Raw genomic sequence first — 17,737 nt, 5'->3', positions numbered from 1 at the left:
TCTGCTCAGTCTCTTTTCTTGTGCCCATGCGGCCCGCGTTTGACGACCTCCTGCAACCGGTCTGCATAGGCCTGCCGTTCATCATCACTCATGGCGGTCACACGTGCCAGCCATTGCGTTTGCAAAGCCTGCTGTAAATCGGCGGTGGCCTGTGCTTGTTGTTGCAACAGAACCTGAACGGCGACCGGGTCGAAGGGCGTTGCGCGCAAAGCCTGACTGAGCGCTTCAAAATCCTGAGCGCGACCCTTGGACCCTTTTTTGTGCAGGCCCGTCAACTCGCCCCGCATCGCCTTTCGATCATCCTTGGGCAGGGCCCGGTACAACGCGGGGCCGAAGCCGGGCGGTGATTTGGCATGATCCCCACCTTTGAGGCGCAATACCGTTCCAACAGCGACACCGACAACCAGCAGGTTCAGCGCCAGTGACAGGACCAGGACGACAGGAACCCACCTGCGTTTGGGCTTGGGATCAGCGTTCATTCCGTGCTCTCCAGAAAACTCGAGTCAAATCCAAGGTCGGCCACGAGGAAGGATGTCTCCTCCGACGCCAACAGGTTGGCCGGGTCCGGCAGAAAGGCTGGTGCGGAAAACCCGATCCAGACACCCGCAGCACTTGCGGCGACAAGCCCGCCAAGGCCCTGCCATCCCCCTACACTGCTTATCAACCTGTTCCATATCGAAGGCATCGGGCGCGGCGCAGGCGCAAGGCGACCGAGGCGAACAGTTTCAGCATCCATCTGGATTCGCACGGCAAGATCGTCCGGCAGTGCCGGTCGCTGCCGCTGTGCCCGTGCAAACAAATGATCCAGTTGCAGGTCTTCATCCGCCATTTTCATACCCCAGTTCTTCACGTCGTCCGGCCAAAATCGCGGTCAGGCTGCGCTTGCCTCTTGCGGTCAGGCTTTCAACTGCTTCTACCGAAATGCCCATGATCCCGGCAATTTCGGGGTTGGGCAGCTCTTCAATATGGCGCAGCACGACCGCTTGTCGCTGCCGCTCGGGCAGCTCGGCCAGAGCCGACTGCAAGGCATCCTTGCGCGCCTCATCCTGCATACGGTCAACCACGCTGGCCTTGCCGTCTTCAGGTTCGGGAACGTCCGACAACCTGTCGGGTGTCTTCTTGCGCCTGATGTCCACACACAGGTTCAACGTCACCCGATACAGCCAGGTCGAAACCTTGGCCTGACCCGACACCCAATTCGGCGCCATCTGCCACAACCGCATCATCGCATCCTGCGTCACGTCTTCCGCCTCGGCCCGATTACCCAACATGCGCAATGCAACCGAATAACAGCGTGGCCCCAAACGATCGGTCAGGATCCGCGCAGCCCCCGCCTCGCCGTCGGCGAATTGCCTCAGCAACGCATCGTCGCTGAGAGTGCTCGCGGCGCAATCCGCACCGCGAGCGTCTTGTGGGTGGGAGGTCAGGTCCTCCATCCTGCATCAGTTATCGCTTGCGTTCGACTTGTGATGCTTTTTCTTTTGGTGCCGTCCCATCCGGTCCTTGGCATCGGCAAATTCCTGTTCCGAGATTCCGCCACTGTTGTCCGCATCCATCCGATCAAACATCTTGGCAGCCCGGCGCGGTTTCGGCAACTCATCCTGGCTGAGGAAGCCATCTTTGTTCGCGTCGTTGTTTTCGAACATCCTGGCAACCCGATCGCTTGCTTTCTTTTGGGCAGCGGCCTGCATTTCTTCCTGGCTCAGCTGTCCATCCCCATTTGTGTCTGCCTCGGTGAAACGCGCGGTGCGGTGCGCCTCCATCTCCTGTTGCGTCACCTGACCATCGCCATTGGCGTCCAGTTCCTGAAAGGACACCGGCTCGCGGCCACCCGGACCAGCGGCCAGAACAGAAGTACCGGTAATCGCAACCGCCGACATGACAATGGCCGAGATGAATGTAACGTTTTTCATTTCCGTTTCCTTTTGTTGACGCGGCCCGAGTGCCGCCGCTCATACCCATTCAAACGGGCTGCGCCAGGAATTCCGTCGCTGAAGTCGATATTATTTTGAAAGTTTCGGAATCGCCCCAATTCGACGTGTCGGGCAGACGTTGCAAAGCGACGCACCCCCCTTTTAAAATTTTACGATCAGCCCCATTATCCGCAAAAGATTAATGCGCGAGTTACATTATGACGGATCAGACGATCGAGACGACCTCTGAAGATGAGCGTGAGACATGGCCCGCCCTGGTCAAGGGTTTTCGCTGCAAATGCCCCAACTGCGGGGAAGGCAAACTGTTGCACAGCTATCTCAAGGTCAATGACTCCTGCTCGAACTGCGGGCAGGAACTGTTTCATCATCGCGCTGATGACGGGCCTGCCTACCTGACAATCCTGCTGGTCGGCCATCTGCTGGCGCCGGCGCTGCACGTGTCGTACGTGCATTGGCGGCCCGATCCGTGGACGATGGCCATTGGCTTCTCCATCGCCTGCGTTGCCCTGTCCCTGTTCCTGTTGCCGCGCCTGAAAGGTGCCGTGGTGGCGTATCAATGGGCGCGTCGCATGCATGGCTTTGAAAAATCCGCGTGAACCGAACCAGTTGATCAGTTTGGACATGACACCCGACAAAACCGCCATCCGGGACGCAGCGACGGTTATCGTGCTGCGGGACAGATGGACAAACCCCTCGATCCTTATGGGGCAACGCGGGTCCAAGGCGGCGTTCATGCCGAACAAGTTCGTCTTTCCCGGTGGCGCGGTTGATCCGGCTGACGCGGATGTTCCATTGGCAACGGACTTGCCGGATTTGTGCTTTGAACGTTTGGGCGAACAGGCCGAGCCGGGGATTCAACGCGCCCTCGCCGCTGCCGCCATACGTGAACTTTGGGAAGAAACCGGTCTTGTTCTTGGCCAGCCGGGCACATGGCCCGGTCATGTTCCTTACGATTGGCAGAGCTTTGCCGCGTTGGGATACCTGCCAACTGCGGCTGCGCTTCAGTTCGTCTTTCGCGCGGTAACTCCACCGGGCCGTCCCCGCCGGTTCGATGCGCGGTTCTTTCTGGTCGACGCCGAAGCCCTGCAAGGTGACGTGGATGATTTCAGTCACGCCTCGGATGAACTGTCGCACCTGCAATGGGTGCCATTGGATCGGGCACGGGATCTGGATCTGCCGTTTATCACCGAGGTCGTTCTGGCGGAAATAGCGGCCCGGGTTACGTCCCCCGAGCCGCCATCGTCGGTTCCATTCTACAAAAACAACGAAGAAGCCAACCTGTTCCTGCGTCTCAGGGGCTATCCGATGCCAACCCACGACTGAGGGATCGGTTTCACCGCATCCGGCTGACCACCACCGTCACTTCGGGCTTTTTGCCAATTTCGGCTTTGGCTGTCTGCCGCACGATGCGCCGCATTTCTTCTTCCAGCTTGTCGTCATCGCGCAGGGTCTTGGCAGCGGCCCGCATCAGGAACTGGTTCAGATCCTCTTCCAGCACTTCGACCAACGCCGCACGGGACGTGCCGGTTTCGGGCAACCCCATGGTGTCGCACCACGGCTCGCCCAGCGGTTCGTCTTCTTCGTCCAGAACCACCGTCACCGTAACATGGCCGTTCAAAGCCATGCGGATACGATCCCGCACAACGCCGTCAAGGGCGCCGATCTTCACGGTGCCGTCCAGATATGTGCGACCGGTTTCGACATAGTCGACGACCACAGGCGCATTGCCGCTGAGATCCAGCATGGTGCCGTTCACCGCCAGCACTCCGGTTCTGCCGCCTTGCTCAGCCAGTTTGACGTGTTCGCGCAGATGGCGGTGCTCACCATGCATCGGGATAACAATTTGCGGGTCGGTCAGTGCGTGCACTTTCTCAAGGTCCGGCCGGTTCGCATGGCCTGAGACATGATAGAGGCCCGAACTGTCATCGACGACATCCACACCCTTTTCGCTGAGCTGGTTCATGATGAAGATCACGCCCCGCTCGTTACCGGGAATGGTTTTCGAGGAAAACAGGAACAGATCGCCCTCGGCCAGTTCCAGACCGCGGTATTTGCCACGGGCCAGTTGGGCGCTGGCAGCACGGCGTTCCCCCTGGCTGCCGGTCACGATCAGCATCAGGTTCTGACGCGGAAGGTCCAGAGCTTCCTCGGCGCTGATCACCTTTGGGAAATCCGCAAGAATACCGGTTTCGGTCGCGGCTTCGATCATCCTGCGCATCGCGCGACCCAGCAGAACGACGGAACGCCCGGCCTGTGCACCCGCTTCGGCCAGCGTTTTGACCCGCGCGACGTTTGAGGCAAAGGTGGTTGCCACGACCATGCCTTCCGCGCCTTCGACCAGCTTGACGATCTCGGGGCCAACTTCGGATTCTGAACGTCCCGGATGGGTCGAAAACACATTCGTACTGTCACAGACCAGCGCCTTGACGCCGGGCTTGGCGACCTCGGCCCACAGGTCAGGATCAAAAGCCTCGCCCACGACTGGGGCCGCATCGAGCTTGAAGTCGCCCGAATGCACGACACGCCCCGCGGGTGTATCGATGACCAATGCGGCACTTTCGGGAATCGAGTGCGAAACCGGAAGGAAGCCAACGGTGAACGGCCCGACGGACACCTGTTCAGGCCAGGCGGAAACGGTCGTCACCGCCTCGGTCGGGTGCGCGTGTTCTTCCATCTTGCGGCGCGCGATATTGGCCGTGAAGGCACGCGCATAGACCGGCGCACCCAAGGCTTCGTAACAATGGGCCACGGCGCCGACATGGTCTTCATGGGCGTGCGTGATGAAAACACCGTCCAGCCGGTCGGCACGCTCTTTCAGCCATGAGACATCGGCATAGATAAGGTCAACGCCCGGCGTTGTATCCATATCGGGAAACGTCACCCCCAGATCCACAAGGATCAGGCGTTCCTTCCCCGGTTCACCATAGCCATAGACATAGGCGTTCATGCCAATTTCGCCCGCGCCACCCAGCGGCAGGTAGATCAATCTTTCACTGCTCATATGGAGCCATTATCCTTGTTGTAGCGATGGATCACGGTCAGCCCGTGCATCGTCAGATCATCTTCGATTGCGTCGAACCCCACGTCGGCCTGATCGAACAAGGGGGCCAGCCCTCCGGTGCCAACGACTTTCATCGGCATTCCGTATTCGTCCTTGATCCGGGCGATCAGCCCCTCGATCAGACCGGAATATCCCCAATACACGCCCGACTGGATACAACCAACCGTATTCGTTCCGATCACCTTGTCCGGTCGGGTGATATCGATATGCGGCAGTGCTGCCGCGCCCTGGTGCAGGGCCTCAAGGCTCAGGTTTACGCCCGGGGCGATTATGCCACCCACATAGGCACCATCGGCAGCGACGACGTCGAAATTCGTTGCAGTGCCGAAATCCACGACAACCACATTGCCGCCATGACGATCAAAAGCGCCAACCGCATTGGCCAGTCGATCCGGACCGGGCACCGTGCCTTCATCCACACGCGGCGGGACAGGCAACAGGCAATCGGGTTTACCCACGACCAATGGTCGGCAGCCAAAAAAACGATCGGCGAAGATGCGCAGGTTGAACACCACACGCGGCACGGTCGAGGCGATGATCACGTCGGTGATGTCCGCTTCGATCCCGTAATGCTTCACCAGCGTCGAATACCATGTGAAATACGCGTCTGCCGTGCGCGCATGGTGGGTCGAGGTGCGCAGGGTGCACAGGAATTCCTCACCGTCCCAGATCGAGAAAACGGTATTGGTATTGCCGCAATCGATGGCCAGAAGCATCTGCGCCCCTCTCAGAAAAAGACATCCGCCGCAGGAATGCTCACGCGGCCCTTGGCGGTGTTTAAGACAAGGTTACCGCTTGCGTCCACCGTTTCGAAGGTCCCAACCGTTTCTGACGTTCCGGTCCGCGCGGTGATGACCTCGCCCAACCGGGCCGCGCGGGACAGCCAGGCGGTGCGGATCGGTTCGAACCCATAGGTAACGAATTGGGTTTCGTAGTTGGCGTAGGCCGCGGCCAGTTCAGTCAAAAAGTCCTCGGGCGAGACATGCGCACCGGTTTCCGACAAAAGTGAAACGGGGCGGAGCGCGCCGGGCTCTACCGCGTCGGCATCCGGGGCATTGGCCAGATTTACTCCGATGCCGATGGACAGATGCGCGACACCACGCCCCTGCCCCGTGCTTTCCAAAAGGATACCGGCAAGCTTGCCACCGTTCAGCAGCACGTCATTGGGCCATTTCAGCGACAGTCCGGCAGCCCGCCCGGTAACGGCGACACACGCGTCAAAAAGTGCCAGCGCCGCCACGAAACTGCGCAAGGCCGCCTGTTCCGGCGCGCCCTGAGGACGCATCAGCAAGGTCGCCGCCAGGTTGCCCATCGGGTTGGCCCAGCTTCGTCCGCGCCGCCCACGCGCGGCCGTCTGATGATGCGCCATGATCCAGACGGGACCACGCGCATTCGGAGCAATCCGCGCCGCTTCGTTCAGCGTACTGTCGACTTCCTGCACCTCGTGCAGGCCATAGCCTTGGGGCCATTTTGTCATATCAAAAAGGCCCGGTCGCGCGACCGAGCCCCTCTTTCCGGTTGTGCAATACGATCAGTTGACAAGCGTGGCCGCCGCGGCTGCTGCCGCGCCCTCGACGCCGAACTGATAGAAGATACCGATCAGCATCAGGGCCGCAGACCCCATCAATGCCACCCACAGAACAGGGGTCGACCGGGTTTCGATCGGCTCTTCGTTCTCGGCCCCAAAATACATGTAGAACACGATCCGCAGGTAATAGAAGGCCCCGATGACCGAAGCGATGGCCGAGACGATCACAAGCCCGGTCAAACCAGCACTGACACCGGCCTGCCAGACGCCGAATTTCGCAAAGAAACCAAGCATCGGAGGTACGCCCGCAAGGCTGAACATCAGGATCAGCACCGCCAGCGCCTTGCCCGGATCACGCTTTGAATACTGGCGCAGAGCGTCAATGTCGGTGATGGGTTTACCGTCACGTTCCATCATCAGAATGAAGGCGAAGGTGCCGATATTCATGGTCACGTAGATGGCCAGATACATCAGCATCGCCTTGATACCCAGCTCGGTGCCGGCGGCCAGGCCAATCAGCGCATAGCCCATATGGGCGATGGACGAAAACGCCATCAGACGCTTGATATCGCGCTGCCCGATCGCGGCCACGGCCCCCAGCAACATCGACAGGACAGATAGCAGGACAATCACTTGCTGCCAGTCTTTGACAATGCCGCCGAACGCGTCATGCAACAGGCGCGCGAACAACGCCATCGCCGCAACCTTGGGCGCCGTGGCAAAGAAGGCCGTGATCGGCGTAGGCGAACCTTCGTAAACGTCCGGTGTCCACATATGAAACGGAACAGCCGAGACCTTGAAGGCCAGACCCGAGATCAGGAAGATCAGGCCAAACAGCAGACCCAGCGAAACATCGCCGTGGTGAACTGTCTGGATGATGCCCGAGAACAACGTGGTACCGGTGAAGCCATAGACCAGCGACGCACCATAAAGCAGCAGACCCGAGCTCAGCGCACCCAGCACGAAATACTTCAGACCTGCCTCGGTCGATTTTGCACTGTCACGACGCAGTGCCGCCACGACATAGAGAGACAGCGATTGCAGCTCGAGGCCCATATACAGGGACATCAGATCCCCCGCGCTGACCATCATCATCATACCCACGGCGGCCAGTGCCACCAGCAACGGGTATTCAAATCGCAGCAGATCACGGCGCGCCATGTATTCCTGGCTCATGACCAGAACGGCACCCGCCGACAGCAGGATGGCAACCTTGGCAAAGCGGGCAAAGCCGTCATCGACGAACATGCCGTTGAAGGCGACGTTTGTACCCTCACCCTGAGTTGCAATCCAGATTGCCAGAAGGGCCATAAGACCTGCCGTGGTCCAGACCAGCAGAGGCGCCAGCCCGTCCTTTGTCGTATAGACAGCCCCCAGCAGCGCCGCCATCGCATAAAGCGCCAGAACGATTTCCGGCAGGATAATTGTCAGATCAGCCTGGATCATGTCTCCAAAGCTCCCTTAATGCGAAGCGGCTGTCTGGGTCGCAGCCTCAGCCGCGGCCAGAGCCGTGTCATAGTTCGAAATCAGCGCCGCTGTGGATTGCCCGATCACATCGGTAACCAGCGACGGGTAGACACCCAGCAGGATGGTCATCACGATCAGCGGGGCGAAAATCAACCGCTCGCGCGTGCTCATGTCGGTCATCGCCTTGAGGCTCTCCTTGATCAGATCGCCAAACACGACCCGGCGGTAGAGCCACAGCGCATAAGCCGCCGAGAAGATCACACCGGTCGCGGCCACCGCCGTTACCCAGGTGTTGACCTGGAACGCGCCCATCAGGGTCAGGAATTCGCCGATGAACCCGGATGTACCCGGCAGGCCGACATTGGCCATGGTAAACAACATGAAGACCAGCGCGTATGCAGGCATCCGGATCACCAGACCGCCATAAGCCTCGATATCGCGGGTGTGCATCCGGTCATAGATCACGCCGACACAGAGGAAGAGCGCGGCCGAGATGAACCCGTGGCTGAGCATCTGGAAGATCGCTCCGTCAATGCCCTGCTGGTTCGCAGCAAAGATGCCCATGGTCACAAAGCCCATATGCGCGACCGAGGAATACGCGATCAGCTTTTTCATATCCTCCTGCACTAGCGCCACCAGCGAGGTATAGACAACCGCGATGGCAGACATCCACAGCACCAGATCGGTCATCACGGCCGAACCCACCGGGAACATCGGCAGGCTGAACCGCAGGAAGCCATAGCCGCCCATTTTCAAAAGGATCGCCGCCAGTACGACCGAGCCCGCCGTGGGCGCCTGAACGTGGGCGTCCGGCAACCAGGTATGCACCGGCCACATCGGCATTTTCACCGCGAAAGAGGCAAAGAAGGCCAGGAACATCAGGGTCTGCATGCCGCCGACAACATAGATACCCAGCACGCTGAAGCCCTCGGACGAGAACTGGTGCGTCATCAGCGCGGCAATGTCCGTGGTGCCTGCATCGGCATACATTGCAACCATGGCCACCAGCATCAGGACCGAGCCAAGGAAGGTGTAGAGGAAGAACTTGAAGCTGGCGTAGATCCGATCCTTGCCACCCCAGATCCCGATGATCAGGAACATCGGGATCAGGCCCGCTTCGAAGAACAGGTAGAACAGCACCAGATCAAGCGCCATGAAGACGCCCAGCATCAGCGTTTCCAGCAGCAGGAAGGCAACCATATATTCCTTGACGCGATCCGTGACATTCCAGCTGGCCAGGATGGTCAGCGGCATGATGAAGGTGGTCAGCAGGACGAACAGAACACTGATGCCATCAACACCCATCTTGTACTTGAGGCCCATCAGCCACTCACCCTCTTCCACCATCTGGAAGCCGGGGTTCGACGGGTCAAAGCCTGTATAGATGCCGATGGAAACCAGGAAGGTCACAGTGGTGGCCAGCAGAGCAGTCCACTTGGCGTTCCGCTGTGCCGCTGCATCGTCACCCTGTAGGAACAAGGCCAGAATGCCTGCGGCGAAGGCGGGGATAAACGTGACGATCGAAAGGATATAGTCCATTAGTGGGCCCCTCCGCCGATCGACATCCAGGTCACAAGGGCCGCGATGCCCAGCACCATCCAGAAGGCATAGGTAAAGATGTACCCGGTCTGCGCCTTGCCGGCGAGGCGGGTGAAGAAGGGAACAACGCCCATTGCTACTCCGTTCAGGAAGCCATCGATTGTATTGCCGTCACCGCGTTTCCACAGGAAGCGGCCAAGCGCGACGGTGGGTTTGACGAAGATCGCATCGTAAATCTCGTCAAAGTACCATTTGTTCAGCAGGAACAGGTACAGAGGACGCTGGTTGGCGGCCAGACGTGCCGGTAGCGACGTATTCACGATGTAGAACCAGTACGCGACCACAAAGCCAAGCAACATGGCAGCGAACGGCGAAAACTTGACCCATTTCGGCGCGGCGTGCGCGTCGTCCAGAACATGGTTGTCTGGTGCCATATAGAGAGCACCCTCACCCGGCTTGCCCGCGAACACATAATGATGGTCGCCACCCTTGGCATCCTTATCACCATGACCTTCATCGGCATGGCTGTCAGTTGCGTGACTTTCATCGGCATGGCTGTCTTCATCGTGTGAAGCATCCGCCGCAGCTTGATCACCGGCCTCAGCATGTTCTGACGCTTCTGCCACCGGAATACCGTAGAACTTGCCGACCTTGTCCGCATGGCCGAAGAAATTGCCGTACCAGATCATCCCGGCAAACACCGCACCCAGTGACAACACGCCCAAAGGCACCAGCATGGTCATCGGGCTTTCATGTGCGTGGTCGTGGGTGTGCTTGTCCCCACGCGGTTTGCCGTAGAAGGTCAGGAAGATCAGACGCCAGCTGTAGAACGAGGTGAACATCGCCGCGATCACCAGCATCCAGAAGGCATAGCCAGTGCCGCCCGCATAGGCGCTTTCGATAATCGCGTCTTTCGACAGGAACCCGGCAAAACCGATCGTGGTAAGCGGAATGCCGACACCCGTGATGGCCAGCGTACCGATCATCATCGCCCAGAAGGTGTAAGGTATCTTTTTGCGCAGACCGCCGTACTCCGTCATCTCCTGCTCGTGATGCATGGCGTGGATCACCGACCCTGCGCCAAGGAACAACAGCGCCTTGAAGAAAGCGTGCGTGAACAGGTGGAACATGGCCGCCGAGTACATGCCGACACCGGCGGCAACGAACATGTATCCCAGCTGGGAACAGGTCGAATACGCAATGACGCGCTTGATATCGGTCTGTACCAGACCCACGGTTGCCGCAAAGAACGCTGTCGAAGCCCCAAGGAAGGTGATGAACCCGGTCGCGCCCGGCGCGAATTCCATCAGCGGAGACATGCGGCAGACGAGGAACACGCCCGCCGTCACCATGGTCGCGGCGTGGATCAGGGCCGACACGGGCGTCGGGCCTTCCATCGCGTCGGGCAACCAGGTGTGCAGGATCAGCTGCGCCGATTTACCCATCGCGCCGATGAACAGCAGAACACAGATGACTTCGACGGCGGTCCATTCGCCCCACAGGAAATGCAGCCTTTCTTCTGCCAACGCAGGCGCCGATGCGAAAATGTCCGAAAAGTTGATGCTGTCGGTCAGGAAGAACAGCGCAAAGATGCCCAGCGCAAAGCCAAAGTCACCCACACGGTTCACGATGAAGGCCTTCATCGCCGCCGCATTTGCCGAAGGCTTGCGATAGTAGAAGCCGATCAGCAGGTAGGATGCGACACCCACGCCCTCCCAGCCAAAGAACATCTGCACCAGGTTGTCCGCCGTCACCAGCATCAGCATGGCGAAGGTAAAGAAGGACAGATAGGCAAAGAAGCGCGGCTTATAGCTTTCGCCTTCGCGCCATTGCGGGTCGTGATCCATGTAGCCGAAGCTGTAGAGATGCACGAGCGCCGAAACCGTGGTGACCACGATCAGCATGATGGCGGTCAGCCGGTCCAGACGAATGGCCCACGAGGTCGAGAGCGATCCGCTTTCGATCCAGCGCATGATCTCGATCTGTTGTGTGTGCCCGTCGAAGGTGAAGAACACGAGCCACGACAGCAAACAGGCCAGGAACAGCAGGCCCGTCGCCGTCCACATGGCCGCTTTCTCACCGATGAACTTCCAGCCAAAGCCGCAGATCAGCGCGCCCACGAGCGGGGCAAAGAGGATTGTGGTTTCCATGATCCCTTACCCCTTCATCATATTGACGTCTTCAACCGCGATGGTGCCGCGGTTGCGGAAGAAGCAGACCAGAATGGCCAGACCAATCGCCGCCTCGGCCGCCGCCACGGTCAGCACGAACAGCGTAAACACCTGCCCGACCAGATCGCCGAGGAAGCTGGAAAACGCCACGAGGTTGATATTCACCGCCAGCAGCATCAGTTCGATGCTCATCAGCAGGATGATGACGTTCTTGCGGTTCAGGAAGAGACCGAAGATGCCGATGACGAACAGCGTCGCCGCGACCGTAAGATAGTGTTCAAGTCCGATCATAGCTTCGCTCCTGGCGAGTCGGGGTAGTAGAGTTTGCAACCGCAAAAGAAGTCCGGGTAGTCGCGGGGCCGTGCACCTGTGTCGTCGAACGCGACACTTTGATTGACGCGATACCCCAATCTCTTGACCTCGGTAGACAGGCCTTCAATGCTCTGCCCATAGCTCAAGTCAATTGGTCCATTGGGCTTCAGGTGATCAACAACTTTAATTTCAGAGTCACATGACGACGTCAGTGCGTCTTTTCCGGACGCATATACTTGAACCTGCTCGACCGCCTTGCAGTCAGTGACAACCGCAGTTTCCGAAGTGAAATCATGTAGGATTTGGTAAACCCTCCCACGACCAAGATCATTAGCTGCATCACCGATAAGATAGTCGTTTCGCCCGCCGCCAGTGAACGAACAGTCTTCGGCGGTTTTGACCTTCTCATTCTCCCACCATCGCGGGGGTACCACGATACAGGCGGAAGCGCTTGAAGACACAAAACCTACTAACAGCGCAGCCGAAAAGAATTTGAAAGGCGAACCCATCACAATCCCTGCCCCGGTTTCACGTCCTTCAACTCCATCGCCTTGGCCGGGTCGCGCATCATCTGGCCGATGATGTCCTGACGCTTGATGTCCTTGCGGTGGCGCAGTGTCAAAACAATCGCGCCGATCATGGCCACCAGCAGGATCAGGCCCGCCAGTTGGAACAGAAGGAAGTATTGATCATAAAGAATGACGCCAAGCGCCTCGGTGTTGTGACGGTCCGCCGGGACCGGTTGGGCCAGATTGGACGCCGCACCCTGCGCGCTCTCCCATGCCCCGAAGGCCATGACGAACTGCATCAGGATCACCAGACCGATCAGCAGGGCCAGCGGCATATAGCGCGCCATTTCGGCCTTCAGCTCGGCAAAGTCCACGTCCAGCATCATCACCACAAACAGGAACAGAACCGCGACCGCGCCCACATAGACGATGATCAGCAGCATCGCCACGAACTCGGCCCCCAGCAGCACGAACAACCCCGCCGAAGACAGGAAGGACAGGATCAGCCACAGCACCGAGTGCACCGGCTGGCGGCTGATCACCGTGAACAGCCCGCCGGTGATGGCGCTGATGGCAAACAGATAGAAGGCAAAGACAGTCATTGATCCTCATCCTCGTTGTCGCCCATGACCTCTTGCGCCAGATCCAGCGCGCGGGTCATGGCCGGGATGCCGGCAAAGACCGACATCTGACCGATCGTTTCCACGATCTCTTGTTTCTTGGCACCCGCCTCCAGTGCATGGCGCACAGTCTGGCGTACGGCCGAGTCCGCCTGAGCGCCCTGACAGGTCAGCCCGGCCAGCGTCAGCAGCAGGCGGGTTTTGGCATCCAGCCCGTCGGTGTTGACGGTGTTGCCGAACATCATCTCCATGACCTCTTTCGGCATGGTCGGCCACAGCGCCTCGAAACCCTTGGGCGAGAAATTCTCCATCGCCGGATTCATCGCCTTGGCCATGTCCTGAGCCTGCTTCATCATCAGCTCGAACGGATTTGTCGGGCTGTCAGTCATCTGTAAGGCGCGTCCATTTCCAGATTGCGGGCAATCTCGGCTTCCCAGCGTTCACCGTTATCCAGCAGTTTTTCCTTGTCGTAGAATAGCTCTTCCCGGGTTTCCGTGGCGAATTCGAAATTCGGGCCTTCGACAATGGCATCGACCGGGCAGGCCTCCTGGCAGAAACCGCAATAGATGCATTTGGTCATGTCGATGTCATAGCGTGTCGTGCGGCGGCTGCCATCGTCGCGCGGTTCGGCGTCGATGGTGATGGCTTGCGCCGGGCAGATCGCCTCACACAGTTTGCAGGCGATGCAGCGTTCTTCGCCGTTGGGATAGCGACGCAGGGCGTGTTCACCGCGGAAACGTGGGGACAGCGGGCCCTTTTCGTGCGGATAGTTCACGGTGGCCTTGGGGGCGAAGAAGTACTTCAGCCCCAGCTTCATGCCGACCCAGAAGTCTTGCAGAAGGAAATATTTGGCAGCGCGGGTATAGTCGATTTGGGTCATATCAGCCTCCTACGCTCCAACGCGCAAACGCGCCCCAGAACCAGTGGAATTTCGCCGCAAAGGCCACGAAAACCACCCAAGCCAGCGAGAACGGCAGGAAGACCTTCCAGCCCAGCCGCATCAGCTGGTCATAGCGGTAGCGGGGCGTGATCGCCTTGACCATTGCGAAGATGAAGAAGAAGAACGCCATCTTGGCAACCATCCAAAGCACGCCATCGGGCAGGCCCGGGATCGGCGACAGCCAGCCGCCGAAGAACAGCAGCGAGGTCAGCGCGCACATCAGGAAGATGGCGATGTATTCGCCTGCCATGAACAGCAGGAAAGGCGTGGCCGAGTATTCGACTTGGTAACCGGCGACCAGTTCCGATTCCGCCTCGGGCAGGTCAAACGGGGGTCGGTTGGTTTCGGCCAGGGCCGAGATGAAGAACAGGAACACCATCGGGAAATGCGGCAGCCAATACCAGCTGAAGAACCCGAACGACCCATCCTGAGCGCGCACGATGTCACCGAAATTCATCGACCCGGTCGAGATGATCACGCCGATGATGATCAGGCCGATCGAAACCTCGTAGGAGATCATCTGCGCGGCCGAGCGCAGCGAGCCCAGGAACGGGTACTTTGAGTTCGACGCCCAACCGCCCATGATCACGCCATAAACCTCAAGAGAGGACACCGCGAATACATAGAGGATCGCAACGTTGATATCCGACAGAACCCAGCCATCGTTGAACGGGATCACCGCCCAGGCGATCATCGCCAGAACGAAGGATGTCAGCGGCGCGAGGATAAAGACCGTCCGGTCGGCGCCCGCGGGGATGACGACCTCTTTCACCACATATTTCAGGGCATCCGCCACCGATTGCAGCAGGCCGTAGACGCCAACCACGTTGGGGCCGCGGCGCATCTGGACAGCGGCCCAGATCTTGCGGTCTCCGTAAACAAGGAACAACAGTGAAATCATCACAAAGGCAACAACGGCAAGCACTTGCGCCAGAATGATGATGGCTATTCCGCCTGGGGTGTTAAAGAATTCAGCCATTGGTCCTCACACCGTGGGTATTCCGTTTTCCGCGCGCGATGCAAAGGCCAGAAGCCTGCGCAAACTGCGGCTGGGTCGGCGCGTTGGTGTAAACAGCATCTGCCGCCATTGCGCCACCCTTAATATTCGGTTTCACACGCAAACAAGGCGCGGCCAACTGCCGCCCGGCACCGGATGCGCCGATCTGCGATATGAAAAACGTCTGGGTCATTCCGCCGCGATCTTCTCGGATTTGCGGGCCTGTGCCAGTGCCGACAACTCGGCCATAAGCTGTGAAGCCCGTGCGATCGGGTTGGTCAGGTAGAAGTCCTTGATCGCATAGCGGAAAGTTGCGTTGCCCAAAGTACCGGCATCGAGAGCTTTCACGTCGTTCTCGATCACTTCGTCGATGCGGGCCAGATGCGGAACCGCCTCGATCAACGCCGTGCGCAATTGTGCCAGCGTGTCATACGGTAGTGTTGCGTTCAATTCGGCGGACAAGGCGCGCAGGATAGCCCAGTTTTCTTTCGCCTCACCCGGAGCAAACCCGGCCCGCATCGCCAGTTGCGGTCGGCCTTCGGTATTTACGAACAGGCCGTTTTCTTCGGTATAGGCCGCGCCTGGCAGGATCACATCGGCGCGGTGCGCGCCACGATCACCATGGCTGCCCTGATAGATCACAAAGGCGCCTTCGCCGATCTCGACCTCGTCCGCGCCTAGGTTATAGATCACATCCGCTGCGCTGATCGCGTCCATTCCGCCTTCGTTCGTGGCGTCCACATCCATCGCACCTACGCGCGATGCCGCGGTGTGCAAAACGATCAGACCGCTTTCTGTATTGGCCGCGATGGCTTGCGCAGCAGCCAGCACGGCGGCGCCGTCCGCTTCCTGCAAAGCGCCCTGCCCGATGATGACCAACGAACGTTTGTTCCTGATCTCATCGTCGCCGCCCATGTCGATGACCTTTTGCAGGGCTGTTCGATCATCGCCAACATGGTGGTACTCATATGTCAGATCCACCGCAGGACCGACCAAAGCGACTTCGGCCCCATGCGCCCACGCCTTGCGAATGCGCGCGTTCAGGACAGGCGCTTCGTCACGTGGGTTGGTTCCGATCAGCAGGATCCGTTCCGCAGTATCGATGTCCTCAATCGCGGCGGTTCCGGCGTAAGCGCCTCGGTTGCCCGCCGGAAGCTTGGCACCATCGGTGCGGCATTCGACGACACCGCCCTGCCCTTCGATCATCTGTTTCAGCGCAAACGCTGCCTCGACCGGCACCAGATCGCCCACGATACCGGCAGGTTTCTCGGCGCCTTTCAGCGCCTCTGCGGCCCTGGTCAGCGCCTCAGGCCATGAGGCCGGGCGCAGCCTGCCGTTTTCACGGACATAGGGCTTGTCCAAACGCTGACGGCGCAGGCCATCCCAGACGAAACGGGTCTTGTCGCTGATCCATTCCTCGTTCACGCCGTCATGATTGCGCGGCAGGAACCGCATAACTTCACGGCCTTTGGTATCGACGCGTATGTTCGATCCCAACGCATCCATCACATCGATGCTTTCGGTTTTGGTCAACTCCCACGGACGCGCGGTGAAGGCATACGGCTTGGAGGTCAGCGCCCCGACCGGGCACAGATCGATGATGTTGCCCTGCAAGTTCGAATCCAGCGTCTGGTTGAGATACGAGGTGATCTCGGCATCCTCACCGCGACCGGTCTGACCCATCTGAGTTATCCCGGCAACTTCGGTGGTGAAGCGCACGCAGCGTGTGCAGCTGATGCAGCGGGTCATCGCCGTGCCCACAAGCGGGCCAAGATCCAGGTCATCGACTGCCCGCTTTGCTTCCTTGAAACGGGATCCGGACATGCCATACGCCATCGCCTGATCCTGAAGGTCGCATTCACCACCCTGATCGCAGATCGGGCAATCCAGAGGGTGGTTGATCAGCAGGAACTCCATCACGCCTTCGCGGGCCTTTTTGACCATGGGAGAGTTCGTCTTGACCTCCGGGGGTTGCCCTTCAGGCCCCGGACGCAGATCACGCACCTGCATCGCGCACGACGCCGCGGGTTTCGGCGGTCCGCCGACGACCTCGACCAGGCACATCCGGCAATTGCCAGCAATCGACAGACGCTCGTGATAACAAAAGCGCGGCACTTCGACCCCGGCTTGTTCACAAGCCTGGATCAGGGTCATCGCGCCATCGACTTCGATTTCCTGTCCGTCGATATTGATCTTGCGGAGGTCAGACATGGCTCTCAATTCGCCCTCAAATAAACGCCAATGGCGCTGTTTCTTTGGATTTCTTTCTGCCCCAGAGTGCAGAATGTGTTGGGGTTGTCATAGGTCACGCCATTCGCAGCCAGATACGCCTCGCCCTTGGCGCGCATCCGGTCTTTCTCGGTATCCGAGTCGACATATGAGCGGATTTCACTGTCCGAATACCCCAGTTTGTTCGCTTTGGAGCGCAGCCCCCACATCACACTGATCGCTTTCAATCGCCGCCCGCTGATCGAGGGGCAATATTCCGAAATTTCATTTGCGATGGCGATGTAATAGAGTTCATCGTCGATCTCTTTGACATCCCTCAAGGGCGGCTTTGCTTCTGCGACGGCGGGAAACGTGATCAAGGCGGCCAGGGTGAGTGTCTTTGCAAAAGACATGGGTTTTCCTTTCGTTTTGGAAGTTCCAAAACGAACTG

General features: G+C 59.1%; 20 protein-coding genes. 2 read left to right on the top strand and 18 right to left on the bottom strand.

From position 1 onward, the window contains the following. Positions 1–5: 5 nt before the first annotated feature. From AC2FFD_RS03255 to AC2FFD_RS03240, 4 genes are read right to left on the bottom strand one after another with little or no spacing between them, the layout of a single operon-like run. A complete protein-coding gene (locus AC2FFD_RS03255) occupies positions 6–479 on the bottom strand; it encodes a periplasmic heavy metal sensor (protein ID WP_170343800.1) in 474 nt (157 codons plus the stop codon). Continuing rightward, complete coding sequence (locus tag AC2FFD_RS03250) at positions 476–829, bottom strand: hypothetical protein (RefSeq protein ID WP_170343799.1); 354 nt, start codon at positions 827–829, stop codon at positions 476–478. Before AC2FFD_RS03250 ends, AC2FFD_RS03255 begins: the two co-directional genes overlap by 4 nt. After that, entirely contained in the window at positions 819–1,436 is a 618-nt protein-coding gene (locus AC2FFD_RS03245) for an RNA polymerase sigma factor (RefSeq protein WP_425078551.1), read from the bottom strand. The genes AC2FFD_RS03250 and AC2FFD_RS03245 overlap by 11 nt, the downstream gene beginning before the upstream one ends. A gap of 6 nt (positions 1,437–1,442) precedes the next feature. After that, positions 1,443–1,913 (bottom strand): EF-hand domain-containing protein, encoded by a 471-nt coding sequence (locus AC2FFD_RS03240; RefSeq protein ID WP_170343797.1) that lies wholly within the window; start codon positions 1,911–1,913, stop codon positions 1,443–1,445. A 218-nt stretch (positions 1,914–2,131) separates the two neighbouring features. Here AC2FFD_RS03240 and AC2FFD_RS03235 point away from each other — a divergent pair, with 218 nt between their 5' ends. Further along, a complete protein-coding gene (locus tag AC2FFD_RS03235) occupies positions 2,132–2,530 on the top strand; it encodes a DUF983 domain-containing protein (RefSeq protein WP_257599027.1) in 399 nt (132 codons plus the stop codon). A 25-nt stretch (positions 2,531–2,555) separates the two neighbouring features. Beyond that, positions 2,556–3,257 (top strand): NUDIX hydrolase, encoded by a 702-nt coding sequence (locus tag AC2FFD_RS03230; RefSeq protein ID WP_496871910.1) that lies wholly within the window; start codon positions 2,556–2,558, stop codon positions 3,255–3,257. Between the two features lie 10 nt (positions 3,258–3,267). On the opposite strand, the gene AC2FFD_RS03225 is transcribed toward AC2FFD_RS03230, so the two are convergent. The 14 genes from AC2FFD_RS03225 to AC2FFD_RS03160 form a co-directional block, all read right to left on the bottom strand. Continuing rightward, positions 3,268–4,935 (bottom strand): ribonuclease J, encoded by a 1,668-nt coding sequence (locus AC2FFD_RS03225; protein WP_496871909.1) that lies wholly within the window; start codon positions 4,933–4,935, stop codon positions 3,268–3,270. Continuing rightward, a complete protein-coding gene (locus AC2FFD_RS03220; RefSeq protein ID WP_117868414.1) occupies positions 4,932–5,711 on the bottom strand; it encodes a type III pantothenate kinase in 780 nt (259 codons plus the stop codon). The genes AC2FFD_RS03225 and AC2FFD_RS03220 overlap by 4 nt, the downstream gene beginning before the upstream one ends. 11 nt (positions 5,712–5,722) lie before the next feature. After that, complete coding sequence (locus tag AC2FFD_RS03215; RefSeq protein WP_171167330.1) at positions 5,723–6,472, bottom strand: biotin--[acetyl-CoA-carboxylase] ligase; 750 nt, start codon at positions 6,470–6,472, stop codon at positions 5,723–5,725. Between the two features lie 54 nt (positions 6,473–6,526). After that, complete coding sequence (gene nuoN / locus AC2FFD_RS03210; RefSeq protein ID WP_117868412.1) at positions 6,527–7,969, bottom strand: NADH-quinone oxidoreductase subunit NuoN; 1,443 nt, start codon at positions 7,967–7,969, stop codon at positions 6,527–6,529. 15 nt (positions 7,970–7,984) lie between these two features. Further along, entirely contained in the window at positions 7,985–9,529 is a 1,545-nt protein-coding gene (locus AC2FFD_RS03205; RefSeq protein WP_170343791.1) for an NADH-quinone oxidoreductase subunit M, read from the bottom strand. Then, the gene (gene nuoL / locus AC2FFD_RS03200; protein ID WP_496871906.1) at positions 9,529–11,679 is read right to left on the bottom strand and encodes an NADH-quinone oxidoreductase subunit L; all 2,151 of its coding nucleotides are present in this window, start codon (positions 11,677–11,679) and stop codon (positions 9,529–9,531) included. Before nuoL ends, AC2FFD_RS03205 begins: the two co-directional genes overlap by 1 nt. Before the next feature lie 6 nt (positions 11,680–11,685). Further along, positions 11,686–11,991 carry an NADH-quinone oxidoreductase subunit NuoK gene (gene nuoK, locus AC2FFD_RS03195; protein ID WP_005984024.1) on the bottom strand — a complete coding sequence of 102 codons (306 nt, stop codon included), beginning with the start codon at positions 11,989–11,991 and terminating at the stop codon, positions 11,686–11,688. Next, a complete protein-coding gene (locus AC2FFD_RS03190) occupies positions 11,988–12,521 on the bottom strand; it encodes a hypothetical protein (RefSeq protein WP_496871904.1) in 534 nt (177 codons plus the stop codon). The genes nuoK and AC2FFD_RS03190 overlap by 4 nt, the downstream gene beginning before the upstream one ends. Next, the gene (locus tag AC2FFD_RS03185; RefSeq protein WP_496871903.1) at positions 12,521–13,123 is read right to left on the bottom strand and encodes an NADH-quinone oxidoreductase subunit J; all 603 of its coding nucleotides are present in this window, start codon (positions 13,121–13,123) and stop codon (positions 12,521–12,523) included. Before AC2FFD_RS03185 ends, AC2FFD_RS03190 begins: the two co-directional genes overlap by 1 nt. Then, positions 13,120–13,530, bottom strand: a complete 411-nt coding sequence (locus tag AC2FFD_RS03180) for a carboxymuconolactone decarboxylase family protein (protein ID WP_496719202.1) — start codon at positions 13,528–13,530, stop codon at positions 13,120–13,122. The genes AC2FFD_RS03185 and AC2FFD_RS03180 overlap by 4 nt, the downstream gene beginning before the upstream one ends. Beyond that, a complete protein-coding gene (gene nuoI / locus AC2FFD_RS03175; protein ID WP_496871900.1) occupies positions 13,527–14,021 on the bottom strand; it encodes an NADH-quinone oxidoreductase subunit NuoI in 495 nt (164 codons plus the stop codon). The genes AC2FFD_RS03180 and nuoI overlap by 4 nt, the downstream gene beginning before the upstream one ends. 1 nt (position 14,022) lies before the next feature. Beyond that, positions 14,023–15,060, bottom strand: a complete 1,038-nt coding sequence (nuoH, locus tag AC2FFD_RS03170; protein ID WP_496871898.1) for an NADH-quinone oxidoreductase subunit NuoH — start codon at positions 15,058–15,060, stop codon at positions 14,023–14,025. A gap of 207 nt (positions 15,061–15,267) precedes the next feature. After that, positions 15,268–17,289 carry an NADH-quinone oxidoreductase subunit NuoG gene (gene nuoG, locus AC2FFD_RS03165; RefSeq protein WP_496871896.1) on the bottom strand — a complete coding sequence of 674 codons (2,022 nt, stop codon included), beginning with the start codon at positions 17,287–17,289 and terminating at the stop codon, positions 15,268–15,270. Positions 17,290–17,294: 5 nt separating this feature from the next. After that, the gene (locus tag AC2FFD_RS03160) at positions 17,295–17,699 is read right to left on the bottom strand and encodes a DUF5333 domain-containing protein (protein ID WP_496871895.1); all 405 of its coding nucleotides are present in this window, start codon (positions 17,697–17,699) and stop codon (positions 17,295–17,297) included. Between the last annotated feature and the right edge of the window lie 38 nt (positions 17,700–17,737).

This window comes from Ruegeria sp. YTSC002 (assembly GCF_059609845.1).
This window is presented reverse-complemented; position numbering and strand designations above follow the sequence as displayed.